Annotated in this window: 20 protein-coding genes and 1 tRNA gene; 13 read left to right on the plus strand and 8 right to left on the minus strand. The window is 57.1% G+C overall.

Annotated elements, in window-relative coordinates; genetic code table 11:
• Positions 1-23: 23 nt before the first annotated feature.
• The 7 genes from prfB (at position 24) to AC1MLT_RS07435 (ending at position 7,821) form a co-directional block, all read left to right on the plus strand.
• Positions 24-1,128, plus strand: a protein-coding gene (gene prfB / locus AC1MLT_RS07405) for a peptide chain release factor 2 (protein WP_481034737.1) whose coding sequence is annotated in 2 segments (ribosomal slippage) — positions 24-104 and positions 106-1,128 — 1,104 coding nt in all. Because the reading frame shifts where the segments join, the coding sequence is not laid out codon by codon here.
• Positions 1,128-1,826, plus strand: coding sequence for an HAD family hydrolase (locus AC1MLT_RS07410; protein ID WP_481034738.1), 699 nt, complete (start codon positions 1,128-1,130; stop codon positions 1,824-1,826). The genes prfB and AC1MLT_RS07410 overlap by 1 nt, the downstream gene beginning before the upstream one ends.
• Complete coding sequence (gene pepN / locus AC1MLT_RS07415; RefSeq protein WP_481034739.1) at positions 1,810-4,530, plus strand: aminopeptidase N; 2,721 nt, start codon at positions 1,810-1,812, stop codon at positions 4,528-4,530. The genes AC1MLT_RS07410 and pepN overlap by 17 nt, the downstream gene beginning before the upstream one ends.
• A gap of 37 nt (positions 4,531-4,567) precedes the next feature.
• The gene (locus tag AC1MLT_RS07420; RefSeq protein ID WP_481034741.1) at positions 4,568-5,581 is read left to right on the plus strand and encodes a class 1 fructose-bisphosphatase; all 1,014 of its coding nucleotides are present in this window, start codon (positions 4,568-4,570) and stop codon (positions 5,579-5,581) included.
• 11 nt (positions 5,582-5,592) lie between these two features.
• Positions 5,593-5,668: transfer RNA gene (locus AC1MLT_RS07425), tRNA-Thr, on the plus strand.
• Positions 5,669-6,549: 881 nt separating this feature from the next.
• Entirely contained in the window at positions 6,550-7,245 is a 696-nt protein-coding gene (locus AC1MLT_RS07430; RefSeq protein ID WP_481034742.1) for a helix-turn-helix domain-containing protein, read from the plus strand.
• A gap of 492 nt (positions 7,246-7,737) precedes the next feature.
• A complete protein-coding gene (locus AC1MLT_RS07435; RefSeq protein ID WP_481034936.1) occupies positions 7,738-7,821 on the plus strand; it encodes a hypothetical protein in 84 nt (27 codons plus the stop codon).
• 828 nt (positions 7,822-8,649) lie between these two features.
• Here the strand turns inward: AC1MLT_RS07435 and AC1MLT_RS07440 are convergent.
• On the minus strand, positions 8,650-9,345 hold the full coding sequence (locus tag AC1MLT_RS07440; RefSeq protein WP_481034743.1) for a hypothetical protein: 696 nt from the start codon (positions 9,343-9,345) through the stop codon (positions 8,650-8,652).
• Between the two features lie 276 nt (positions 9,346-9,621).
• Here AC1MLT_RS07440 and AC1MLT_RS07445 point away from each other — a divergent pair, with 276 nt between their 5' ends.
• The 6 genes from AC1MLT_RS07445 (at position 9,622) to AC1MLT_RS07470 (ending at position 13,743) form a co-directional block, all read left to right on the plus strand.
• Positions 9,622-9,954 carry a TraK family protein gene (locus tag AC1MLT_RS07445; protein WP_481034744.1) on the plus strand — a complete coding sequence of 111 codons (333 nt, stop codon included), beginning with the start codon at positions 9,622-9,624 and terminating at the stop codon, positions 9,952-9,954.
• Between the two features lie 198 nt (positions 9,955-10,152).
• Positions 10,153-10,638: a conjugal transfer transcriptional regulator TraJ gene (gene traJ, locus AC1MLT_RS07450; protein ID WP_481034745.1), complete on the plus strand. Its 486-nt coding sequence runs from the start codon at positions 10,153-10,155 to the stop codon at positions 10,636-10,638.
• A 36-nt stretch (positions 10,639-10,674) separates the two neighbouring features.
• On the plus strand, positions 10,675-11,451 hold the full coding sequence (gene trbJ / locus AC1MLT_RS07455) for a P-type conjugative transfer protein TrbJ (protein WP_481034747.1): 777 nt from the start codon (positions 10,675-10,677) through the stop codon (positions 11,449-11,451).
• Between the two features lie 15 nt (positions 11,452-11,466).
• Positions 11,467-11,718, plus strand: a complete 252-nt coding sequence (gene trbK, locus AC1MLT_RS07460; protein ID WP_481034748.1) for an entry exclusion lipoprotein TrbK — start codon at positions 11,467-11,469, stop codon at positions 11,716-11,718.
• A gap of 14 nt (positions 11,719-11,732) precedes the next feature.
• Entirely contained in the window at positions 11,733-13,388 is a 1,656-nt protein-coding gene (gene trbL, locus AC1MLT_RS07465) for a P-type conjugative transfer protein TrbL (protein WP_481034749.1), read from the plus strand.
• A gap of 67 nt (positions 13,389-13,455) precedes the next feature.
• Positions 13,456-13,743 (plus strand): type I toxin-antitoxin system ptaRNA1 family toxin, encoded by a 288-nt coding sequence (locus AC1MLT_RS07470; protein WP_481034751.1) that lies wholly within the window; start codon positions 13,456-13,458, stop codon positions 13,741-13,743.
• Between the two features lie 338 nt (positions 13,744-14,081).
• On the opposite strand, the gene AC1MLT_RS07475 is transcribed toward AC1MLT_RS07470, so the two are convergent.
• The 7 genes from AC1MLT_RS07475 to AC1MLT_RS07505 all read right to left on the minus strand — a co-directional run bounded on the left by AC1MLT_RS07475 (position 14,082) and on the right by AC1MLT_RS07505 (position 24,657).
• On the minus strand, positions 14,082-15,932 hold the full coding sequence (locus tag AC1MLT_RS07475) for an ATP-binding protein (protein WP_481034752.1): 1,851 nt from the start codon (positions 15,930-15,932) through the stop codon (positions 14,082-14,084).
• Between the two features lie 170 nt (positions 15,933-16,102).
• Positions 16,103-18,355, minus strand: coding sequence for an nSTAND3 domain-containing NTPase (locus tag AC1MLT_RS07480; protein WP_481034754.1), 2,253 nt, complete (start codon positions 18,353-18,355; stop codon positions 16,103-16,105).
• A gap of 85 nt (positions 18,356-18,440) precedes the next feature.
• Positions 18,441-19,577 carry a site-specific integrase gene (locus AC1MLT_RS07485; protein ID WP_481034756.1) on the minus strand — a complete coding sequence of 379 codons (1,137 nt, stop codon included), beginning with the start codon at positions 19,575-19,577 and terminating at the stop codon, positions 18,441-18,443.
• Between the two features lie 637 nt (positions 19,578-20,214).
• Positions 20,215-21,285 (minus strand): Lcl C-terminal domain-containing protein, encoded by a 1,071-nt coding sequence (locus AC1MLT_RS07490; RefSeq protein ID WP_481034758.1) that lies wholly within the window; start codon positions 21,283-21,285, stop codon positions 20,215-20,217.
• Positions 21,286-21,377: 92 nt separating this feature from the next.
• Entirely contained in the window at positions 21,378-23,759 is a 2,382-nt protein-coding gene (locus AC1MLT_RS07495; protein WP_481034759.1) for a hypothetical protein, read from the minus strand.
• A gap of 17 nt (positions 23,760-23,776) precedes the next feature.
• Positions 23,777-23,995, minus strand: coding sequence for a hypothetical protein (locus tag AC1MLT_RS07500; protein WP_481034760.1), 219 nt, complete (start codon positions 23,993-23,995; stop codon positions 23,777-23,779).
• Positions 23,995-24,657 (minus strand): hypothetical protein, encoded by a 663-nt coding sequence (locus AC1MLT_RS07505; RefSeq protein ID WP_481034761.1) that lies wholly within the window; start codon positions 24,655-24,657, stop codon positions 23,995-23,997. The genes AC1MLT_RS07500 and AC1MLT_RS07505 overlap by 1 nt, the downstream gene beginning before the upstream one ends.
• Between the last annotated feature and the right edge of the window lie 226 nt (positions 24,658-24,883).

Consider the following 24,883-nt stretch of genomic DNA (forward strand, 5'->3'; position numbering starts at 1 on the left):
CCCGCACACTTTCAGGACACTCCATGGACGCAGAACAAATCAACCAAATCGGCGCAACCCTCGCGGACCTGAGCGTCAGGACGGTCGATCTCCGGAGGTATCTTTGACTACGATGCCAAATCCGAACGCCTGAGGACGGTCAACGCCTCGCTCGAGGACCCCACCGTCTGGAACGACCCCAAGAAGGCCCAGGAACTCGGGCGCGAGAAGAAGTCCCTCGACGACGTCGTCGTCACGCTCGACCGACTCACCAGCGGCCTGTCGGACAACACGGAACTCTTCGAGATGTCCAAGGCCGATGGCGACATGGACGGCCTGCGCTCCATCGCCGATGACGCCGCCCTCCTCGAGGCCGACATCAAGCAGCTCGAATTCCGCCGAATGTTCAACAACCCGGCCGATCCGCTCAACGCCTTCGTCGACATCCAGGCCGGCGCCGGCGGCACCGAGGCCTGCGACTGGGCCAGCATGCTGCTGCGCCAGTATCTGAAATACGCCGAGCGCAAGGGCTTCAAGACGCAGATCGAGGACGAGACCCCCGGCGACACCGCCGGCATCAAGGGCGCCACCATCAAGGTCGAGGGCGACTATGCCTTCGGCCTGCTGCGCACCGAGACCGGCGTCCACCGCCTGGTGCGCAAGTCGCCGTTCGACTCCTCGGGCGGGCGCCACACCAGCTTCGCCAGCATCTTCGTCTACCCGGAGATCGACGACTCGATCGAGATCGAGATCAATCCCTCGGACGTGCGCACCGACACCTTCCGCGCCTCCGGCGCCGGCGGCCAGCACATCAACAAGACCGACTCGGCGGTGCGCCTGACGCACATCCCGACCGGCATCGTCGTGCAGTGCCAGGACGGCCGCAGCCAGCACAGCAATCGCGACGTCGCCTGGAAGCGCCTGCGCTCGCGGCTCTACGACCACGAGATGCGCAAGCGCCAGGAAGAGCAGCAGAAGCTCGAGGACAGCAAGACCGACGTCGGCTGGGGCCACCAGATCCGCAGCTACGTGCTGGACAACAGCCGCATCAAGGACCTGCGCACCAATGTCGAGATCTCGGCCACGCAGAAGGTGCTCGACGGCGATCTCGACGCCTTCATCGAGGCCTCGCTGAAGCAGGGCGTCTGATGGCCGGCCCCACCGTCTCCGCGCCCCGCGTCGAAGCCATCATCTTCGACATGGACGGCACCATGGTCGACTCCATGCCCTGGCATGCCAGGGCCTGGGGCGAGTTCGCGCGCCGGCGCGGCCTGGCGCTGGACGTGGACGACCTGATGCGCCGCACCACCGGGCGCAATGCCTACGAATGCGCCTGCGAACTGATGGAGCGCGTCGTGAGCGCCGAGGAGAGCGCGGCCATCACGCACGAGAAGGAATCGATCTATCGCGAACTCTTCGGCGCCGCCTTCGCCGAGGTCCCGGGCTTCCGGGCCTTCGCCGCCGGCGCGGCCGCGCGCGGCGTGCGGATCGCGATCGGCACGGCGGGCGACCGCCACAACATCGCCTTCGTGATGTCGCGGCTGGACATGGACCCGCCGCCGCTGGCCATCGTCGGCGGCGACGAAGGCCTGCCCGGCAAGCCGCGACCCGACATCTTCCTCGAGGCCGCCCGCCGCATCGGCGTCGCGCCCGCGCATTGCGTGGTGTTCGAGGACGCCCCCTTCGGCATCGAGGCGGCACGGCGCGCCGGCATGCGTGCCGTCGCCGTCTGCACCACCCACACCCCCGACGAGCTCGCGGGGCCGCACGTCGTCGCGGCCGTGCGCACCTACGACGAGCTCGTCCTTTCGGATTTTCTGGAGACATTCGATGCTGCAACTGCGTGATGGACAGGCCCCCGTCGATCCGATGGCGATCCTGCGCGAGGACTACGTCGCGCCCGCATGGTGGATCGACACCGTCGAGCTCACCTTCGACCTCGACCCCGCCAAGACGCGCGTGCTCAACCGCATGCGTCTGCGCCGCAATCCCGATGCGCCCGTGTGCGCGCTGCGCCTGGATGGCGACGAGCTGAACCTGGCGCGCGTCCTCGTCGACGGCCAGGGCGCCTCGTTCCGCATCGAGGCCGACCAGCTGGTGATCGACAACCTGCCCGAGAGCTTCGAGCTGGAGATCTTCACCACCTGCTGCCCGGCCAAGAACACCAAGCTCATGGGCCTGTTCGTGAGCGAGGACACCTTCTTCACGCAATGCGAGGCGGAAGGCTTCCGGCGCATCACCTATTTCCTCGACCGCCCGGACGTGATGGCGAACTACACCGTCACGCTGCGCGCCGACCGCCACGCCTACCCGGTGCTGCTGTCCAACGGCAACCTGGTCGACAGCGGCGAACTGCCCGATGGTCGCCATTTCGCGCGCTGGGTCGATCCGTTCCGCAAGCCCAGCTACCTGTTCGCGCTGGTCGCGGGCAAGCTGGTGGCGCGCGAGCAGCGCATCACCACGCGCGCCGGCCGTGACCACCTGCTGCAGATCTACGTGCGCGCCGGCGACCTGGACAAGACCGAGCACGCGATGAATTCGCTCATCCACTCGATCCTCTGGGACGAGGCGCGCTTCGGACTCCCGCTTGACCTCGACCGCTTCATGATCGTCGCCACCAGCGACTTCAACATGGGCGCGATGGAGAACAAGGGCCTGAACATCTTCAACACGAAGTACGTCCTGGCGAGCCAGACCACGGCGACCGATGCCGACTTCGCGAACATCGAGAGCGTGGTCGGCCACGAGTACTTCCACAACTGGTCGGGCGACCGCGTGACCTGCCGCGACTGGTTCCAGCTCTCGCTCAAGGAAGGCCTCACCGTCTTCCGCGACCAGGAGTTCAGCATGGACCTGTGCGCCGACGCCTCGGCCCGCGCGGTCAAGCGCATCGAGGACGTGCGGGTGCTGCGCACCGCGCAGTTCCCGGAGGACGCCGGTCCGATGGCGCATCCGGTGCGGCCCGACAGCTACATCGAGATCAGCAACTTCTACACCGTCACGATCTACGAGAAGGGTGCCGAGGTCGTGCGCATGATGCAGACGCTGGTCGGCCGCGCCGGCTTCGAGCGCGGCATCACGCTGTACTTCGAGCGCCACGACGGCCAGGCCGTGACCTGCGACGACTTCGCCCAGGCCATCGCCGATGCCAATCCCGACTCCGAACTGGCCCGGCTGCTGCCCCAGTTCAAGCGCTGGTACGCCCAGGCCGGCACGCCGCGCCTGACCGCCAGCGCCACGCACGATGCCGCGGCCGGCACCTACACGCTGCACTTCGAGCAGCGCTGCCCGCCCACCCCGGGCCAGCCGACCAAGCTGCCGGTCGTCGTTCCGGTCAGCCTCGGCCTGCTCGACGCCGACGGCCGGGAGATCGCGCTGCGCCTGCAGGGCGAGGCCGACGACGGCGGGCATCGGCCCGGCAGCCGCACGCTGGTGCTGACGCAGCAGGCGGAGTCCTTCACCTTCGTGGGCGTCGGGACCGAGCCGGTGCCGTCGATCCTGCGCGGCTTCAGCGCGCCGGTGATCCTCGACTTCCCCTACACCGACGCCCAGCTGCTGGCCCTGCTGGCCCACGACACCGATCCCTTCAACCGCTGGGAAGCCGGCCAGCGCCTGGCCTTGCGCAGCGCCATCCACGCCATCGCCGGCGCCGGCCCCGACGAGGCGGTGCTCGACGCCAGCTATGTCGACGCCATGCGCGGCGTGCTGCGCGACGACCGGCTCGACGCGGCATTCAAGGAACTGGTGCTGACGCTGCCTTCGGAGACCTATCTGTCCGAGCAGCTCGACGTCGTCGACCCGCAGCGCGTGCATGCGGTGCGGGAGGCCATGCGGGCGCAACTCGCCACCGCCCTGCACGCCGAGTGGGAGCTGGTGTACGAGCAGAACCACGACACCGGCGCCTACACGCCCGATCCGCTCTCGGCCGGCCGGCGCGCGCTCGTCGGCATGGCGCTCGTCAACCTGTGCCTGGCGGCGCGCCGCTCCGGCGACACCGTCTGGCCCGGCCGCACGCTGCAGCGTTTCAAGGACGCGGCCAACATGACCGACCGGTTCAACGCCCTCGCGGCCCTGGTCTCGGCGGGACATCCGCTGGCCGGACAGGCACTGGCGCGCTTCCACGCCCTGTTCAAGGACGAGGCGCTGGTGATCGACAAGTGGTTCTCGCTGCAGGCCGGCGCGCCCGACCGCGGTGGCGACGTGCTGCCGCACGTGCGGCAGCTCATGAAGCATTCGGACTTCTCGCTCAAGAACCCGAATCGCGCGCGCAGCGTGATCTTCAGCTACTGCAGCGCGAACCCGGGCGCGTTCCACCGCGCCGACGCATCGGGCTACGTGTTCTGGAGCGACCGCGTGATCGAACTCGACGCCCTCAATCCCCAGGTGGCCGCCCGCCTCGCCCGCGCGCTCGACCGCTGGAACAAGCTCGCCGAGCCCTATCGCAGCGCCGCGCGCGAAGCGATCGTGCGCGTGGCGAACCGTCCCGGCCTGAGCAAGGACACGCAGGAAGTCGTCAACCGTGCACTGGCCGACCCGGCCGAAGCGCCCTGAACCTTTTCCACAGAACGCAAAGGACCCGAAGAACATCATGGCCCCTACACAGAAGATTTCACTCACGCGCTATCTCGTCGAGAAGCAGCGCGCCGACGGGCTGATCCCCGGCCAGCTGCGACTGCTCCTCGAAGTCGTCGCGCGCGCCTGCAAGGGCATCAGCCAGGCCGTCACCAAGGGCGCGCTCGGCAGCGCGCTCGGCACGGCCGAGAGCGAGAACGTGCAAGGCGAGATCCAGAAGAAGCTGGACATCATCGCCAACGAGGTGCTGATCGAAGCCAACGAATGGGGTGGTCATCTCGCCGCCATGGCGAGCGAGGAGATGGACAGCATCTACGTCGTGCCCAACCGCTATCCGCAGGGCGAATACCTGCTGCTGTTCGATCCCCTCGACGGCTCCAGCAACATCGACGTCAACGTCAGCATCGGCACCATCTTCAGCGTGCTGAAGAAGCCCGAGGGGCATCCCGGCGTCCAGGAAGCCGATTTCCTGCAGGCCGGCGCCAAGCAGGTCGCGGCGGGCTACTGCATCTACGGACCGCAGACCACGCTGGTCCTGACGGTGGGCAACGGCGTCGTGATGTTCACGCTCGACCATGAGCAGGGATCGTTCATCCTGACCCAGGAGGACATCCAGATCCCGGCCGACACCAAGGAATTCGCGATCAACATGAGCAACCAGCGGCACTGGGACGAGCCGGTGAAGCGTTACATCGACGAGTGCCTGGCCGGCAAGGAAGGTCCGCGCGGCAAGGACTTCAACATGCGCTGGATCGCCAGCATGGTCGCCGACGTGCATCGCATCATGATGCGCGGCGGCGTGTTCCTGTATCCCTGGGACAAGCGCGAGCCCGACAAGCCGGGTAAGCTGCGCCTGATGTACGAGGCCAACCCGATGGGCTGGCTGGTTGAGCAGGCCGGCGGCGCCGCGACCAACGGGCGTGAACGCATCCTGGACATCCAGCCGACCAAGCTGCATCAGCGCGTGAGCGTGATCCTGGGATCGAAAAACGAGGTCGAGCGCGCGACACGCTTCCACGATCCGCTATAATCGAAGGCTTAGCCGGTGTAGCTCAGTCGGTAGAGCAGCTCATTCGTAATGAGAAGGTCGGGTGTTCGATTCATCTCTCCGGCACCATTTTTGGTAGTAAAAACAACGCACTAACCCTTGCGGGTCAGTGCGTTGTTTTGCTTTTGTAGGCACGTTTTTGCATACTGCGTGTGCCAGATTTGTGCCAAGTGCAGTGCCCCCGCCGCTGCATCCGAGCGCACCCCATTGCCGCGTTTTGCAGCTATGATCTTCTTACCTCGCGCTGAGGGCGTTGAAAACGGCTTCGAGAAAAAAGCAACTGGTATGGATAGCTTGCAAGCGATCCATACCTCACAAGCGAAAGCCACGCACCGTTCAGCAGCACTCCCCCATAAGCGGATTGGGGGAAGGTAGGAAAAGATGCTTTGAGCAATCGCCAGTACGCGCTGCCGCCGGTCAGGATGAGGCTGGAAGCAAGGTGCGGTGCGCCACTGGAGAGCGAGTTACCCATGGGGGATGACCCCACCGCATGTTGTTCATCGCAAATTTGATTGAGTTGCCCTGGGCATAAATCTCTAATCATCTGAACAGCGTGCGGGGCCGCGGACTCATTCGAACTCGACTAGTCGTCATTGATTGGTCGGGAATGAAATGGTCTCGCCCATGAATAATCTACTCAGCGTAGAACAGCTTTCCGCTTGCCTGCATAAGTCCGTCGCCAGCATTCGCAGCGATGCGACGCGCAACCCAAAATCTCTTCCTCCGATGTGTCGACTGCCTGGCACAAAACGCCTGCTCTGGCGTGCGGAGGACGTTGAGCAATGGCTTGCTACGTTTGTAGCAAAGTCCAGCAGCGGCCAGGCACCTGCACAGCAGGACGCCCATACAAGTCCTCGGCGAGGCCGCCCAACAAAAGCGATGCAAGTCGCAAGCGCGCGCCGGAAGACTGATCTAGACACCCATACGTCAGTCATTGCGAAAGTTGATCAATGAGCGCCGTACCGACATCAAAGGCGCGGCCTGCGGTACCTTCCGCGAAAAACCCATGCCCGTCTGTTCAAGGCGATATCGACACCACGTATCACACGCAACAGCGCGATATGTTCACCTCAGGTTTGGCGGCAGAAATCGGCGTGAACGCATTTGCCGTGTGGCACGCAATCAAGAGTCACGCCGATTTTCAGACTGGCATAGCATGGCCAGGCATTCGACGGCTGATGTTGCTCACAGGACTTTCCACTAATCCTGTTCAAGCCGCGATCAAAAAGCTGGAAGTCAATCATCTCCTTCGGATATCAAAGCGAGGACCGAAGCACATCTATGTGGCACGTGAGCGCTTGGACGTGCGGCTCGGCAACGTCGTGATTTGCACGGTCGTAGTAGATTTTGTGCCGGCCACTATGCGCGATCGCTTGGCTAAGCTCAAGAGATCGGCTGCGGGTAAGACCGGCGACGATGATGCAGACGTGTGGGCGGAGGTTGAGCTGATTCCCGGCCCTAGCCTCCGACAAGAGGCCCATGGTGGCAGATTAAAGACCACCATGCGTGCTGATCAGATTCCTATGCAAGTGCCGTGCGTCGAGTCTTCACTACCCCACTCCACACCGGCTGAGGCCCGGCTCCGCTTGGCAGAGATTGCAAACCAGATGCGAAGAAGCGGGCGCCCTGAGATGCTCAAAAATTAAGCAGCTGTATCACCTAACGATACAGCTCTAGTTCTGTACCGGATTCTGATACGGCGCTAGTTCTGTATCAGAATCTGATACAGAACGAAGTTGAATTATTAAAAACAATATAAATCTGCACATGGACAACCTTTTGATAACTCGATCACCAGATTTATCCAAACACACCACTGCACATTATTTCCTGCGCACGAACTACGTCATAAGTTTAGGTTTAACTCCAAGTAGAGGCTTCCACTTCCGCAATCGACTTACGTACGGACAAGCCCGTACCAGTCCACAGCAATATAAATAATCTTTCTACAGCCGCAAGCTCAATCCACCTCCAGATGTTGATCGCGTTGAGTCATTGACATCAAAGCCGCCCCTCAAGTGTCAACATCGCTAGAAATTTTTAGCCGCTAAAATAGGGTGATGGTTCTCCGACGCATATCCGCACTTGAGCAATATGAACGCAGTGTCACGATTTGAAGCTGTCTGGCAAGCCAGCGCATAGAAGGACTCGAACCAGATACCGAAGCCGTAAAAGACTGCGAAAAATGGGTATCTGGTGAAAAACGATTGATGCGATCGTAGAAATTTTCGAGGCTCAACTTCGAACTGTGCAGGCTATAACTAAGCGTTCTGGTGGCAACGCTTGTGAACCTTGGCACAGTATCGATTAGGACCGCAGTTTCATCGAGACTTGGGAGGCGGTAGGGTTTCAGAACCGGTGCTTTATTGACACTTGAGGGGCGGTCGAGGATCAGAACTGCTGCTTCATTGACACTTGAGGGGCGGTTAAGGATCAGAACTGCTGCTTCATTGACACTTGAGGGGCGGTTGAGGATCAGAACTGCTGCTTTATAGACACTTGAGGGGCGGTTGAAGATCAGAACTGCTGCTTCATTGACACTTGAGGGGCGGTTGAGGATAAGAACCGCTGCTTATTAACACTTGAGGGGCGGCTGAGGATCAGAACCGCTGCTTATTGACACTTGAGGGGCGGCTGAGGATCAGAACCGCTGCTTATTGACACTTGAGGGGCGGCTGAGGATCAGAACCGCTGCTTATTGACACTTGAGGGGCGGCTGAGGATCAGAACCGCTGCTTATTGACACTTGAGGGGCGGCTGAGGATCAGAACCGCTGCTTATTGACACTTGAGGGGCGGTTGAGAATCAGAACCTCTGCTTATTGACACTTGAGGGCGGTAGAGGATCGGAACTGCTGCTCCATTGACACCTGAGGGGCGGTCGAGGATCAGAAACGCTACTTTTTTGACATCTGAGGGGCAATCTAACTTTAGCCGCTAAAATTTTTGATGGTGGGTGCGCGTGCCCTGTCCTCTTAGCGCTCAACTGACCTAATCTAGCCATGCTGTAATCGCGTCTCATCGAGCAGCAATTGATGACGACGACAATTCTTAATTGTCTTTGGTTGAAAAGAACTCCACTAGTTCTTCGTTGATTGCTGGTCTCACCCCTAGACATTCCATATCTCCTTGTAAGACCTCATTGCACAAACACTGTGCAACACCATAGCTTAAGCTGGCATCACCTAAACCAAGAATTTCATTCTGCAATCGGTAAAATGCAATTGCCTTCGCAAGATGCAAAAGGGCCAACGGCGCATGATATTTTTGAGCAAGAAGTAATTCTCTTTCGAACTCAGCAACGGCTTGATCGAAATTTCGCCATTCGGTCAACTCGTCAGCAATGACAAGGCGTAGTTGCTCGGACGGCCCCCACATCGCTTTCCAGAGGTTTGCGGGACCGTTCTCGAATAGGTCGATTGCGTCTGACCAAGCATGCACCGTGGAGAGGGCACGCAGCCTCGTCGCGGACACCGGCCGCGTACCGTTAAAAAGCGCTTGCCACCCGTTTTTCCCCTGACCTTGAGTTAAGTGAATTGGGGATACCAGGGCATCGTATTTCTCCGCAAAGCCGTAAACCGACGTAATGCCTTCACGTTTGCTGAGCGTGTGGAGTAGAGCCACGCTGCGTATGACTTGTCGGCGTCTTTCTTTAGTTGATTTCATGATGATTAGGACAATTTGCCCGGGTAATAAATTTGTCTTGCACTTACCTGTAAATATAACGCCAAGCAGCACAAAATTCATCGAAACTAACTTTGATTAACGCTCACAGGTGAGAATTTGGCAAGCACGACTCTTGATTTTCTTCTTCAAAAGTACGGACCAACAATGACCTTAGAAGAACTTGCGGTTGTACTCAAACGCAAGCCTGGAGGAGTCCGAGTAGTCCTTGCCATGCGGACCGAAGAATGGGCTATCAACTTAAATAATCGGAAGATTCGCATTGGAAGGAGAGTTCATTTTCCAACAGATTCGGTTGCTGAATTGCTCACCGGCGGTCTAGCCGAAAGGAATTGAGTGATGGGAAATTATCCAAACGATCTAGCCGAATGGCTAAGTCAACGCAAAGGCAATAAATCAAAACGTGCTGCTACCTTAGCATCTTTTCTCGCCGTTTCTGAGAATGTTAGCGATGCGATAGATGCAGGCTTCGAGCTAAAAACCATTTGGGAACATTTACGAGAAGAGAAAAGAATATCATTTCGCTACGAAACGTTTCTCAAATATATTAATCGTCATATCAAGAAAAGCAAAAGCACAAAAACGATGAAAGATCAATCCCAGAAAAAGACGGCAAGTTCATCTAATTCCTTTTCATTTAGTCCAAATCCAAAGAAAGACGAGCTACTATGATCAAACTCTGTTTCTGTTCATTAAATGCGCTCTGGATGCGCTGCGTAAACGCTGCTAGTGCGTCGCTTTCAATCAATCAGCGCTATTCTCGCGCTGCTGGCCTCCTACACTCGATAAGCAGCGTAATCGAAGCGGTAAAGTTGACGCGACAACAGCGAACTTCATGCAGTGAAAGTGCGGGCAGGATGGGCGAAGTACATGTACCGGCAAGCCGGTTCATGTACTTCGCCCTCCTCTCATTCGCACTTTGTGCTCAACGAGGATTCCTGCTCTGCGAGGCAGTCGGCTGCCGCCGCAATGCAACCTGCTATGCCTAAATGCGAATCCGTTGCCACCAGAAAAGGGCACACACCCATTAATGTTTGGGTGACGCCAGACGAGAAATCCGAAATCATCTCACTGGCAAAATCAACTGGACTTAGCACTTCCACATTTCTACGTAATTTGGGAATGGGATATCAGGTTAAATCCATCGTCGACAACAAACGCGTTGAAGAACTAGCTCGCATCAATGGCGACTTGGGACGGCTTGGCGGGTTACTAAAGCTTTGGCTTACAGACGACCTGAGAACTCGTCAGTTTGGCGAATCAACTATTCGAGCTTTGCTTTCAAAAATTGATCAGAACCAGAATCAAATGCATGAAGCCATGCGCGAAATCGTCACGCCTCGCTCCAAACGGTGACCTATTCATTATTAGAAAATGGAGTTCAATACGAACATGAAAAATTTAGCGGTCGAAGTTTCTATTGTGGTTACCCTCGCCGCTACTGGCGCGATGATTCCAGCGCAGGCCGGCATACCGGTGATCGACAGCGCGAACCTAACGCAAACTGTCATGTCGGCAGTGGAGAACGTGGCCCAGACGCTCAAGCAGATTGAGCAGTACCGCACCCAGCTCCAACAGTACGAAAACATGATCCAGAACACTGTCGCGCCAGCCGCGTACATCTGGGATCAAGCGCAGTCCACGATCAACGGATTGATGAACGCCGTCAACACGCTTGACTACTACAAGAACCAGCTCGGCAGCTTGGATAGCTACATCGGCAAGTTCCAAGACGTGAGCTACTACAGATCGTCGCCCTGTTTTTCTGCCAGCGGATGCAGCGATGCTGAGCGCGCAGTGCTGGAACAGAATCGACGTCTGGCGAGTGGGAGCCAGAAGAAGGCCAATGACGCAATGTTCAAAGGCTTGGAGCAACAACAGAAAAACCTCACTTCGGACGCTCGCACGCTGGAACGGCTGCAGTCGGCGGCGCAAGGCGCAAGCGGCCAGATGCAGGCCATCGGGTTCGCAAACCAGCTCGCCAGCAACCAAGCCAACCAACTCCTGCAGATTCGCGGCCTGTTGATCGCGCAGCACAACGCTGTCACGACCAGGATGCAAGCCGAGGCCGATCTTGAAGCCCGACAGCAGGCGACGCACGCCACTTCGACGGAGTCTCGCATTGGCAAGACGAGCAGTCCCAGAAACTGGCTTGACCTAACCCGCTGACCAGAGAAACTCACCATGAGAAAAACGATTCTGCTCGTCGGCTTCATAGCGACGCTACTGGCCGGCTGCGACAACAAGCTGGCGACCATGCCCATGCCGGAGGTCAACGACACCAATTGTCAGATCGAGACGATCAAAAAGATCAAGGACAAGGCAGCACGCGAAACCTTCGCCGGGTTGTGCTCACGCCGATCGCCAACTGGCGGCGGCATTGCGCCGACCAAGAAGCCCATGAATTGGCTTGAGATGGCCGACCCCAAAGACTAGAAGAGAGCGAAGCCATGAAAACACTGTACAAGCCAACGCTGCTGATCGGTACCTTCCTCGCGCTCTGCTGCACAGCCGCATCTGCCCAACTCACCAACCAAGGGATGCTTGATCAGGTGGTGACCGAGTTCGCCACGCGTGCCGTGGCTTGGCAAGCCGTGGTGATGAACGCCGCCATGTTCCTCTTCTGGACGCTGGGCACGATCTCGATGGTTGTCACGTTCGGCTTCATGGCGCTGCGCCAGGCCGACATCGGCGAGTTCTTTGCCGAGTTCATTAGATTTATTTTGTTCTTCGGCTTTTTCCTCTGGCTCCTGCGTAACGGCCCGAACTTCGCAAGCTCGATCATTCAGTCACTGGCGCGGGTCGGCGAACAAGCTTCCGGCTTCTCTTCAATCACACCATCCAGCATCGTCGATGTGGGCTTCATGATCTGGAAGCAGGCGATCCGTAACCTATCGGCCTGGTCGCCCATCGACAGCTTCATTGGCGCAGTCCTGAGCGCTGGCATCCTGCTGCTGTTGGCCGTTATCGCCGTGAACATGCTGCTGCTCCTGGTATCGGGTTGGCTGCTCTCGTACGCTGGGATCTTCTTCTTGGGGTTTGGTGGATCGCGGTGGACCTCGGACATGGCGATCAACTACTACAAGACGGTGCTGGGCATAGCCGTGCAAATCATGACGATGGTGCTGCTGGTTGGGATCGGAAACGACCTGCTTTCCAGCTTCTACGCCAGGATGAACACCGGCATCCTGAACTTTGAAGAGCTGGGCGTGATGCTGGTTTTCTGCCTAGCTTTGCTGATACTGGTCAATCGCGTGCCTCCCCTCATCGCCGGCGTTATCACCGGTTCAAGTGTTAGTGGTGCGGGTGGTATTGGTAACTTCGGGGCAGGAGCGGCCATGGGTGCCGCGATGGGAGCAGCCACCATGACCGCAGGTGCAGTAAGCGTCGCTGGTACAGCCATGATGGCCAGCGCAGCCAACGCGGCGGGCGGTGCACAGGCCATCATGGCGGCATATAGAAAGGCCTCCGCCGCATCCAGCGAAGGGAGTAGTAACGGTGGTATGGGCAGTGTTGCATCTGCCGCCGCAAGCTCTGGTGGCAGCGGTTCAAGCAGCGGGGGCGTCTTTGCAAGCATGGACAGCGTTAAGAGCTCAGCCAGCCGTTCGGCCGGCAACTCGCGCAGTAGTTCAGGCGGAGGCTTTAGTGGTGGGATTTCCGAAAGCAACAGCTCGACCAGTGGCAGTGATGTACCGTCAGAAAGTACGAATGCAGGTGCGCCCGATGTGGCAGATAGTGCTGAAGAAAAGAGCAAAGCTGCAAGCTCTGACACAAAGGGAGAGGGGCAAGTCACCCACTTAGCACCCGGCGAACAACTCCCTACCGGCAGCATGTTGGGCTGTGCAGCGGCCATTGCTGTGGGCACTGTGAACAACGTGGCACAAGGCTCCTGGGATATAGCCAAAACCAAGGCAGCAAGCATGCGCCATTTGGCCTTTGATCGCATCAGCGAAACCACGGGCGGAAAGATTGCTTCCGCAATCCGGGCAAGCCAAGATCAAGAAAGCGCGCTACACAACGCCACCGCATTTGACAGCAATAGTCTTGGCAAGGCTGCTGGCACTCACGATGAGGTTGAAGCGTTTGTTAATAGACGACCTCAATAAGAGCAAATCGCACCGGCCGGCTGAAATCGGGCGGCATTTCCACATAACACCTGATGGAGAGGTGATCATGGCAACTCAAAATAGTACAGTAGCAACAAAGTCAGTTCAGCGAGCAGCAGCGCAGCTCGCAGCAATCGATTTCGAATTCGACTTATTGAATCAAGACATGGCAATGCATGTGTCGCCGCTGCTTGAAGCAGTGATTAACATGCTAATGATCGTTTACTACCAGATCGAAACCGGGCATGCAAAAAAATATGATTTTCTTACAGCTAAAGCTGACTTACGGCAGTCATTAAAATATTATCAAGACTCAACCGAACTGCCGCTTCAACCGTATTTTCGCGCAGTATAAGCCCAAGTTGTCGTCTGAACCGATCTACCAAGCACCCTCGTCATCGACAATCGATTCGACACCTAAAGGCCAATACATGAATAAGCGTTTTGAAAGTAAACCCTTTTAATCACGGAGGAGGACGAGGCTAACGTGAGCACTGCTAGATATTTTTTCGAGCCGCCAAAGCATGTATTGAAAATTCAGCTGAGCGAAGTCTTGGCTAGCCTCTTCGAGACCGATATGATCACATGGCCAGCGTGTACCGCGCAACACGTGAGAAAGGCGGCGAGCAAATCGAATGTGATTTTTAGCATCAAATAATTCGTAGAAGGTCAGCGGCCCGCCTTTACGGGTCACTATACGAGCATGGCATGAATTCTCGTGAGCCAACCCGTGATCTCGCCGAGAGCATCACTTTGCGCAAGCCTAGCGGTTGTCATTTTCGCCGCCGCATCTCTGTTAAGGCGCTTCTTGGCTCGATTGATTTTGTCCCCTAGATCCTTGGCGTCGGCCAAAACATCAGCCCACGGTTTCGCGCCGCCCGACAATTCATGAACTGATTTCGCAATGATCAGCGGCACGTCGCAAGTATCCGTGAACGTGACCGTTATGCCGGGCATGCCTTCCGCAATTGCATCGGCGTGCAAGTAGTTTTCCAACTCACGCTTCACCGTTATGACAGCCCACGATCTTCCTCCACGGGCATTAACAGCATCGCATTCCCGCTGGTACTTCGGCGGCGTAGCGTCGTCACGGTCGTATATATGGACTTCTGGAAGATTCAGATTTCGTAAATAGTGTTTGGCAACCCATTGCTTTAAAGACCCGCCACCAAGGGGTACCAGTGCCACGCGGTTGTCGTTAGTGAAGTCCACGATATTAGCCAAGCCGGGCTTGAGCATGGCGCTGACCCGCTCAAGGAATTCGATATCGTTTGTTCCCTCGACGAAAACCAGTGCTTGAACTCGCCTGTCAGGCAACACGCCGAGTTCATTCGCGATAATGGCTAAGTCGTCGTCGTTGCAATGGGAAACTGCCGCAGTTCCATCGGCCTGCTTGCGCACACATCGCAGGCTATCGCTTGGAAGAAGACCTGCTAAGCCTGGCGTATGAGAAGTGACCAACACCTGCGTGTTCTCGTCTACGGCTAGTTCTTTGAGCGCCTGAACCAGCAATCGTTGGTTGTCAGGGTGCTGCGAGGTTTCAGGTTCCTCTATAGCGTAGATCACGCTCAATGCCCCCTTCTCTATTTGCCGCCGTTCAGCTTCGGCCCTGAAGAAGTTCAGCAGGATAAGGCGGCGAACACCGCTCCCTCGCTTATTGATGGGAATACCGTTGTCTCCCATCAGTCCAAATTTGAAAACATCCCATTTTGGGTCAGTTTTGAAAAAAGGCTTTAACTCTTTTGCTAATCGGCTGTCCATTTCATTTAATTTTGCCAGTGTCCGATTTGCAACGTCTTCCGCGCGCAGTCTAATTGCGTCTTCGATCTTTTTTAGATCATCCGCCATTTCCTTAAGCGCTTGCACGATCGCGAATTTCAGTGGGCTTTGAACTTCTTCGTCGCCATCCTGACTTGGTCGATCTGAACGAAAGAGTGCGTACATCGGAAGCTTTAGCTTGAGCTGATCCCAAACTTTTTTAGCGTCTTCCTTGTCGAGCGGTAGCTGTTTGCGCTCAAGTTTCAGCGGCTGGCAAGCATCGCGAATGGCTTGTCGCATTTTTCCATTGATTGTCAGATTCACAGTAGCTTCATCGATGCCAAGTTTTTTGACCCTGGCCTTTAACTCGGCATTTTTGAGCGTGAGTAGGTCGGTGGCGTCGACATTGGTCGGGTGCAGCGCTACGGCAAAAACTGACTCCTTTGGCGTTTTAGCCACAGAATCCCATTCTTTGATGATTTCGAGTTCGCCTTTTTCGTTCAACAAATGCTCGGCAGCGAGATTGGTGCGAGCAGTCGCATCGAGGACTATCTCGGCAGGCAGACCTTTAAAGGCGCAACCGATACGGATCGTCGTACCTGCCCCATGTACGCATGCATCACCACGTTCCAACTTGCCGTCATTAAAAAATATTTCAAGTGCTTCAAGAATCGTGGACTTTCCCGCGTCGTTTTTGCCAATAAGCGCGGTCAGATTGTCAATTTCGATTCGAGTGCATTGAGAGTAGCCCCGAAAGTTTTCTAAGATCACTGCGACAAGTTTCACGATATTTCTCCTGTTGATTTATTTCATAACCTTTACCGACCTCGAACCCATCCGAAAACCATTAAGACCATTTTTGCAAAAGACAGATTGCTTCTTCCTCGCAAGCTCCGTCATGAGAAGGATTTAACCAATCAATTTCCATATAGCATTTATGCCCCAAATATCTCAAATTAGCCTCTATCGAATAAATCATCAATTTCATCAACTACCAATACTGCCGGCCCATCTACACGCCGATCATCTCCATCGTAGGAATTCTCATAATAACTATGCAAACCATTCACAACATCATACGCCGACAATACATCCGAAATCTCGGTCGCATTAAAATCGATACCTATCGAAGAGAGCTCTTTTTCAATAACTTTTTCCAACTCTCTGCTGGCTGATGCATGATCACCGTATTCAATGCTTGAAAATGTGTAATCCACATCAATAAAATCATTAAACGATTCCGATACTACATCAACAATGTGCGCTTTAAATACAGACAATACATTTGCATAACCTTCCACTTTTTTAGATATATCCGAAAGCAAGGCACCCGCAGCTTTCATTTCCGCCAAAGACTCAATTGCATCGACGTTCTCACTCAAAAAACTTAATCCTTGAGAATCCGAAAATTCACCTTTTTCAATGCCCCACTGGATGGCTCGAAAAGAATCATCCGTGGCCTGACCAGCGCCTTCAACAAGAATATATCTTAAAGCATGCTCAAGCGCCGGATATTCAGCATCTTTGGCAACATTAAGCCGCCTGCAAATATCACATAGCAACGAGACGTACCCAACATCCACCCCCTTAAAATCGGTCTTTTTTATGTGTTCAATCAAATTTCCAGCTATTGATTGCGCATCTTCACTCGAAAGATGTTTGTCAACCCAAAGACTTAGCAAAGTTATTAACGATCGAGTGGTTTTAAGCGACTGGAGACCCAGCTTAAGCGAAGTAAGGTCTCCAGCATATCGCCTAATTACATAATCAGCGATGGATGGATTAAATAAGTCAACAGCAGCCAAACCATTTGAAGCAACGTTACGATTGAAAAATGATCCAGTTAACAATCTAATATTGGATTGAAACTCATGCCTTCCTTGAAAATGCTTGTTATCTTCTAAAGCAATATACCGGCGATATGCCTCCCCTAATTCGGCCTCCCCCAACAAGGAGCCATGCAGTACCAATAAAAATATTAGAGCACGACCAAAATCGTCTTGCTGCGCAACAAATGGGTTTTCCCAAATCTGAGAAGGATTTGCTAAAGACTTAACAATATAATTCCAATAATCCGCAGGAAGGCAATTATCAAGCCTCGTGGAATCAAGAATATAACTGATCAATCGTGGATTGAAGTTTCTATGCTCAATTATTTTACGGTAACGCTTCTCAACATAAAGCTGCTCGACATATTGCACGTCTAGGCCAGAGTGCCAAATGTGATTGTAGAGAATTTGTGCTTTATCGAACGAAGTAAGAGATTTAATCCTCAGTTCAATCTCATTTTTTTTCACATTTTGCTGCTCAAAAATATCAATGAGCAACTTTCCTTGGTTCAATATCGTGCTTCTCGATGTGAGAACAAATCTTTTATTCTTATTAGCAGAAACTCTGCGTATAAATTGGGTAATCTGACTTCCTTCATGTCCTTTCAAGGCCTCCAGATAATTTCGGCCGAGAAAATCATCAAAATATATTATTTGTTTACTATCTGGATCGAAGGCTGCCTCAGCCTCTCGGATATCTTCAGATATCTTCAGATAATTAAAATCTTGAGATATGTAATGCAAACACAAGTGGTCTGCCAACGTTGTTTTTCCAACTCCCGGCTCGCCAGTAACAATAACAACGCCAAACTTTTCTAACCTTTGTAGTGCAATCTCATGGTTTGCCGTCACTACATACTTAGAAGATGCAAGAACAATTTCTTCCAAAGAAAAAGCACTTCTTCCAAAAATCGCATTATTGAATAAATGACCAAGAATACTCGAACTATGAAGCCACAACTTATAGTGCCGTCGCTCGATGGAGGCGTCTTTTCCGATGAAGTCGTTAAGATCTTCTTTTCCAAAAATATCACTCTCAGCTACAACATGTGGCCCTAAAGCACCTGATATCGCTTTTTTATCCGCTCGCGAAAGTGGATTTGATACCGCAAGGATATAGCGATGCGGCTTTAACTTATCAAGCTTCTTTTTTTCTGTTTTTTTAAGGTAACTTATCAATTGATTTAAAGGAGTGTTTGCCCAATGTTTACATTGAAGGATCACTTCATGTTTTTCATTGGTAAAGAATCGCCCATCCACCCCAGAATCTTTTCCAGGTTTGAATCGCTCAAATCGCATCCCCTCGCTTTGCCCTATCAAATCAGCACAAAGCGCCTCAAACTCTTTATCATTCAAAGACTTAAAATCATAGTCTGTCATATTTTTTATTTAAATTTCAGCGCGTTTGCGAATATTTTTTAGATTACTAGCCCGCATTTCAATTTGTGCAACTTGAGTGTGCACCTCAAAGCAAGCGTTTAGCTAAATCTTCTGCCCTAGGATGGTAATACCGCATCAACATTCTGGGATCCTTGTGGCCTGTGATCTTGGTGAGCTCATGCAGCGGGAAAATCTCAGCCAGACGCGAAGTCGCCTCATGTCGAAGGTCATGGAAGCGCAGATCGGTGAGATACCGCATGTCGGGCTTTTGGCGCTTTTCCTTGCACTCATGCAGGTAGCCCTTGCGGGCACGCATCACAGCGCGTTCGAAGGCCCTTGTAACGGCATCGCTGCGGATGCCGAACACTGCCCCGTCGTCGGAGCCTGATTCGCCCAGCTCTTCCTCGTCCTCCTTTGCGTCGATCTGGTCGTCTTTTAAACCGACGAGAACTTGGATAGCACGGGAAGACAACGGCACATCGCGCGAGCTGCCGTTTTTGGTTGCGGGCAGATGCGCTACCCGACGATCCAGGTCGATGTGCTCCCATCGCAATCCCACGATCTCACCGCGTCGCATCGCCGTTTCGACAGCCAGCGTGATAACCGCAGGCAACAACACCGAGCCGCTTGCCGCAACGACTCGCTCCAACTCCCCATCGCTGGCGTTGCGCAGAGCCGGGTCATCAGCTGGTTGCAGAGGATCAGCCTTTAGCACTTCAACTGCGATGCGGCGGGTGCGGGCGTTATTCGGCTGCGGCTTTCGCACCAACTCGACCGGATTGGACAAGCTCTCCATGCCCCATTCCTTGCGCGCGATGGTGAAGACGTGGGACAACACAGCGAGGCGGCGGAGCACCGTGGCCGGCTGGTACTCCTTGAGCCACACATCGCGCAGCTTGGCCACGTCCGCACTGCGGATCGACGCCAGCGGCCGCTTGGCCATTGTGGTGGCCCGCCAGATGCGCAAGAACGACTTCTCGCCGGCTGCGCTCTTCTTTCCTGGCGTCACCTCTTCCTCGTAGCGCTCCAGCGCTTCGTGAAGGGTCGTGGCCTCGGCCTCGCCCCTGCTGACCCAGACGCCACGCGCCATTTCCGACTCGTTCATCTTCGCCCAGGCCTCGGCTTCGGCCTTGGTGGTGAAGGTCTTGCTCAGAGGGGGAAAGCCATGCCTACGGATCTGCACCCGCCACTGGTACGGGCCACGCTTGTTGATTGCTGCCATTGAAAACGCTACTCGCTGCTGACTGTGCCAAAAATGTGCCAATAAAGGCATCATACCCATACACCACCAGCAAAATAAGGCTACGCCTTTCCATTCGTAATGAGAAGGTCGGGTGTTCGATTCATCTCTCCGGCACCAAAAAAGAAAAGGCCCCGCTACTGTTTTCGGACAGTGGCGGGGCCTTTGTCTTGGGCCTGCGCATCTCGCACGACCGGACTCGGTATTCGGCATCTCCTTCCAGTGGCCAGGACCCGAAAGAGCGCTCCGTTCCCCCACGGCCGGGCCATGGAGGATTCAGGCTTTCAACAGATCGAGCGGAATCCGTCGAAAGGGCCGCGCATGACTTCGGACCGTCTTGTCGTCCGTATGGTGCTGCACATTGCTGAGGTCATCGACGCATGCTTTATCGGCTCCCTGTTGGGTACTGCTCCAATACCATTCACCTTCTAAAAGCATCTCCGGCACGTTCGCCGCGGCAGTTGCGAGTTCGCACCGACTGGGCAGGTACCAGTCCTGGTGGTATGGACGACGAGCAGTGATTTCGCGCGCGACCGCTCGACGCCATGCGGGCGTTCGCGCGTCATGGTTCAGATCCGACCTGTCGGTTCACTTCGTTCCCAACGGCGCCGGAAGGGCTTCAGGCATGCAGGAGTCCGAGCGGAATCCGCCGGAACGGCCGGACGCGCCGGATACTGGATACATCGGCCGACGTGTTGGCGGTCTCGAGCGCGAATCGGTAATTGCACGCAGTGTTATATCCCTGGTAGGTGCTGCTCCAGTAGCAGTTCGCCTTCGTCAATGACTCCGGAACATTCACCGCAGTGGCCGAGATCTCGCAGATGCTGGGGAGATACCAGTCGGCATGTCCATCGATCGGTTTCTCGCGCACGCACAACGCCGCCGGGCAGGCACCCGTCAACATGGCTTCGGTGTTGGCCAAGCCATCGGTGAAACTGTTGGCATTGCCTTTGATGTTGGCCGGCGACCCCCAGCTACGGTCGGATTCGTTGCCATCGCCGTCCGAGATCAGGAGCGCATGAGGGGGTTGTTCGACACCATTGACCACCGGTCCACGCAGGATCGCGACGAGCTTTCCACCCTGACCGGGAATGGCGGTTCCGAACGGAGGGAGGACGAAGGCGACGGGCTTGACGTTCGATCCCGGGTCGGTGGCTGCGGGTGCTCCGGCCTTCGGCGTCAGCAGCGTCAATGGCACGCGGCGGACAGGCCGGACAAAGTTTCGGCAGATCTGATCGAACGGCGCGACGCGGTCGGAATCGACCATGTAGGAGACTGGTTGGCTGCCCTTGACGGTACTGGTCCAGTAGGAGCTTGTGGGCGTGCCGAGCAAGTCCATGACGTTCGCCCTGAGGACGCGCATTTCACCGATGCTGGGCAGGTACCAGTCGCCGTGTCCGTCGAGCGCGTTGTTCCGGATGTGCCCGGCGGCGTCGCATCGGCCCTTCAGCATTTCCTCCGTGTTGGCGAGGCCGTCGGTCAGGCTCGTGGCGCCAGGGGCACTGACCGAGTAGTTGTAGGCCCAGGGGATCTGTGCTTCGTTGGATGCATGGGCCGAGATCAGCAGCGCATAGGGCGGCTGTTCGACGCCATCGACCACGGCCCCCCGCATGATTGCGGCCAGCCGCCCGCCTTGGCCGGGAATGAGCGAGCCGAAGGCGGGAAGGGTGAATGAGACGGTTTGCACCATGGAAGTCCTTCAAAGGATGGAACGGGACAGACAACGAGCAGTGGTTTCGTGCTCGACCGATCGACGTCGTGCGGGTGCACGCGCGTCCTGGTTCAGACCTGCCAGGCGGCTCCGCTCCAGCGGATGAGCTTGGACAGGGTGGTGTCGTAGAAGAGCACGCCGCCGTCGTTGGATGTCAACTTCGGACGGGCCTGGGTGTTGCCACTCAAGGTATCGAACTCGACAGCGAAGAACAGGCCATCACCGGTGCCAGAGCTCTTGCAGCGCCAGCGGCGCACCGGCGTGCTCGAACCTCGCAGACGATGCACCTCCTCGCCTTCCATGTGGGTGCCGGTGGTCGGCGCGACGGCCAGGTAGCGGCGGTCGTGGGGCGATGCGAGGTGCGAGGTGCGGATGACGATCTCGAGAGCGTCGGTCTTGTCGGGATTCTGGTTGTCGCCCAGGTGGTTCCTGATCGCCAGCACGTCGTCGTCCTGGTAGGCGATGCCTCCGCCAGGAGAATCCACGCTCACCACGGTGATCCAGCCGCGCTGGAATTCCTGCACCGGCGTGCAGGCGCGTTTGCGATGGACGACGCTGCCGGCGGCCAGTGGCGCGGGCAGGCCCGAGACCCTGTTGAGGACCCGGATCCTGTTGTCGCCCAGGTAGAGATCGGTGGTGAAACCCTTGCCGCAGCCATCGGCCCTGGGCGACCACAGCGCGTAGCGCATGGTGCGCCCTTCGTCCTCGGGCGGGTTCGTGAACTGCACGACGGTGTCCCCGTTCCTCACCGTCGCAGCGAGGGTGAGCTGTTCGCTGGCGCCCGTGGTCACCTGGTAGCGGGCGCAGTCGGTCTCGCCGGTGGTGCAGTTGCGCACCATGATCTCCAGGAAACCCGAGAAAGGCTCGTGCGTCCGCAGCAGCGACATGACCCGGGTCTTGCCATCGGTCGACACCTGGGGCAGGTACAGCGTGACCGGCAGGCTCTCGACGAGCGTCGAGACCTCGAAATTGCTGAAGGTCGTGCCGTCGACGCGGTAATAGGCATCGAGTGGCGCGCGGGCATCGGTCCGGCTCTGTTCGCGATAGACGTTGAGCACCGTGGGCAGGACCTTCTCGCCCTCGTAGCTGCGGCCCTGCCGATAGCCCCGGATGCCGACACGGTCCTTGACGAGGTTGGGCTGGGCGCCCAGGTTGAACAGGCCGCGATCGTCGGCGAAGCCCTCGTTGCGACCGCGTCCGGTGTAGGCCACGAACGGATGCATCAGATCGATGTAGGAGAGTTGGGCCTGCTCGGCGATCGACCCCGAGGTGATGGAGCCGACCGTCATCAGCGCCGCACTGGTGTCGTCGGGCGCCAGGCTTTCGAAGAGCTGCTCGTACTGATTGCCCTCCAGCGTCAGCGACTTGACCTCCGTACCCACGTACGCATAGCCGCGCGTCATGCCGGGCCCGCGCGAGTCCTGCCCCTTGATGATGAGCGAGAAGCAGATGCGCAGATTGCGATACGGCATGTAGATCAGCCGACCGGTCGGGAGGCAACACGGCGAATCGATCGGGTAGGCCCTGCCCTCGGCATCGTTGTAGGTCGAGGCACTGCCCTGCACCCTGGAGACCACGGTCGGACGGAAGATCGAGTCTCGGAACCAGCGGTCGAACGCCGCGTGCACTTCGATGCCGAACGAATTGAAGCCCCATTCGTTCGTGAAGGTGCAGTTGTCGCTGTAGTAGTTGTCGTTGTCGATGTTGGGATGGCCGCTCGGAAAGGCCGTCGCCGAACTGATGTGCAGCACGCCCAGCGGGGCGCCGCCGCAGTTGTAGTAGCGCGCGTTCTGGCAACCCAGGTAGTAGAAGACGCCCGCGTTCATGTGGTTGAACCGCAGGTTGCGATGGACCGGGCTGTTCGGGTCGTTCAGGTAGCAGATGCCGAAGCGGCCGTCGTAGAAGTCGATGTTCGCCACCACCATGTAATAGGCCGGCTCGGCGACGAAGATCGCGCAACCGTCGAGCGGGCCGATCCTGCTGTTCGTGGGGTACGACAGGTCCGGCGCCGGCGCGCTGCCGTCGTCGATCCGCTTCTTCGCCATCAGGCGCATGCCGATGGTGGCGTTGCCGCCGTCCACGTTCATGTAGCCACGACTGACGACCGCACGATTGATGTTGAGCTGCGCGCCTTCCAGGCTGATCGGCAATCGGTGCTTGTTCATCCAGTGCCACGCCGCCTGCGTGCCCGCCCAGTCGATCTGGTCGTCCAGCGTCAGGTCGGTCACGGTCGGATACGCCGCCTTCGCCTGCGCCAGCGTGCCGTAGATCGACGACAGCCTGTTGTCCGCGTTGCGATTGGTGCCGACGATGCCGAAATCCCAGATGCTCTTGCGCTCCCGCGTCACGAACTCCCGTGGACGTCTCCTGCCGGGCAAGACCGGCGCGGGATGAGTCGAGGCGGGTGGGGTCGCGTCCGGGTCGCCGTCAGCGGGAACGGAAGGGACGTTCATGATCCAAGGCCTTTCATTCAGATGAAGAAGATGACGGTGTGCAGCGGATTGCCGGGACCGGGATGCGTGCCGTCCACTGCGCGCGCGACGGTGCGCGGCGGCGGTTCGTCCACCGCCCCGGCCCGATCCGCGACATCGCGCGAGACCGCTCGCGGGGCGGGTGCCGCGGCCGGGACGATGCCGACTCCCGGTACGGTGGGCGTGCAGGCCCGGCGCAATGGGCGTGGGAAATGCATCACTCGACTTCTCCCGGTTGGAGATGGCTCAGGCCGTATCGCGGCGCATCACCCCCAGCGATCTCGGCGGCGGTGCTGCCACGGCGCTCGGCATACTGGAGGAGAGACACCAGCCCCGGTCCGGGCTCGTCGCCGGCAATGTCGGAATCCGCCGGAGTCGAGGACGCCTCGTCGACCTCCAGGTCACCGAACATCGGCACGACATAGCTGCGGCCATGCTCGAAGCCTTCCATGACACCGGCGATGACATCGCGCATCACGGCGCCATGCGCCGTCCCCAGCGCGATCAGCATCTCGATGTCTTCCGGCTGCCAGCGCGCCTCACGCGCCTCCTCCCATTGCGCCATCCGCTTCGGCCGCTCGATCCGCAGCACCTGCGCCGCCACCGCCGCCGCATAGGCCTCGATGGCCTGCTGATCCCGCGCATCGAAATGGGTCGTGTCGGCGTGGGACGCGCTCAGGGCCGATCCCACGTCGAGCAGGCCGCCGAGCCACATCCAGCTGGTGGCCTGGCGCGCGGCCTGCTCCGGGTCGGAGTACGTGAGATGCATCCATCCGAGCAGTCCCAGGCAGGCCAGCGATGAACTGCCGTCGGGCGGCCACAGGCGCCGGCGCTCGGCCAGCGTACGCACCAGCCGGTCCATCAGCCGTCGGTCAGCCATGCGCATTCCTCATGGGGTCCTGGATGCCAACGCCGACTCGTCGATGCATTGCATCAATAAGTTCATCGAAAATTGCATGAATGATCCTTTTGATAATAAAGGCCCGATCCACTCGATGATCATCGCCAACGAGCCGATGATTCCTCTCCATTTTTTTGGATCATTGCATGCGGATACCCGATCAATTCATGTGAATGAACAATAGGATTTATCCCACCGATGTGAC

It is taken from the genome of Variovorax sp. PEI5 (assembly GCF_056679935.1).

Coding starts and splice junctions, on each gene's coding strand:
- AC1MLT_RS07410 (WP_481034738.1), top strand. CDS start 1,128: ATGGCCGGCCCCACCGTCTCCGCGCCCCGCGTCGAAGCCATCATCTTC.
- pepN (WP_481034739.1), top strand. CDS start 1,810: ATGCTGCAACTGCGTGATGGACAGGCCCCCGTCGATCCGATGGCGATC.
- AC1MLT_RS07420 (WP_481034741.1), top strand. CDS start 4,568: ATGGCCCCTACACAGAAGATTTCACTCACGCGCTATCTCGTCGAGAAG.
- AC1MLT_RS07430 (WP_481034742.1), top strand. CDS start 6,550: ATGAGCGCCGTACCGACATCAAAGGCGCGGCCTGCGGTACCTTCCGCG.
- AC1MLT_RS07440 (WP_481034743.1), bottom strand. CDS start 9,345: ATGAATTTTGTGCTGCTTGGCGTTATATTTACAGGTAAGTGCAAGACA.
- AC1MLT_RS07445 (WP_481034744.1), top strand. CDS start 9,622: ATGGGAAATTATCCAAACGATCTAGCCGAATGGCTAAGTCAACGCAAA.
- traJ (WP_481034745.1), top strand. CDS start 10,153: ATGTACCGGCAAGCCGGTTCATGTACTTCGCCCTCCTCTCATTCGCAC.
- trbJ (WP_481034747.1), top strand. CDS start 10,675: ATGAAAAATTTAGCGGTCGAAGTTTCTATTGTGGTTACCCTCGCCGCT.
- trbK (WP_481034748.1), top strand. CDS start 11,467: ATGAGAAAAACGATTCTGCTCGTCGGCTTCATAGCGACGCTACTGGCC.
- trbL (WP_481034749.1), top strand. CDS start 11,733: ATGAAAACACTGTACAAGCCAACGCTGCTGATCGGTACCTTCCTCGCG.
- AC1MLT_RS07470 (WP_481034751.1), top strand. CDS start 13,456: ATGGCAACTCAAAATAGTACAGTAGCAACAAAGTCAGTTCAGCGAGCA.
- AC1MLT_RS07480 (WP_481034754.1), bottom strand. CDS start 18,355: ATGACAGACTATGATTTTAAGTCTTTGAATGATAAAGAGTTTGAGGCG.
- AC1MLT_RS07485 (WP_481034756.1), bottom strand. CDS start 19,577: ATGGCAGCAATCAACAAGCGTGGCCCGTACCAGTGGCGGGTGCAGATC.
- AC1MLT_RS07490 (WP_481034758.1), bottom strand. CDS start 21,285: ATGGTGCAAACCGTCTCATTCACCCTTCCCGCCTTCGGCTCGCTCATT.
- AC1MLT_RS07495 (WP_481034759.1), bottom strand. CDS start 23,759: ATGAACGTCCCTTCCGTTCCCGCTGACGGCGACCCGGACGCGACCCCA.
- AC1MLT_RS07500 (WP_481034760.1), bottom strand. CDS start 23,995: ATGCATTTCCCACGCCCATTGCGCCGGGCCTGCACGCCCACCGTACCG.
- AC1MLT_RS07505 (WP_481034761.1), bottom strand. CDS start 24,657: ATGGCTGACCGACGGCTGATGGACCGGCTGGTGCGTACGCTGGCCGAG.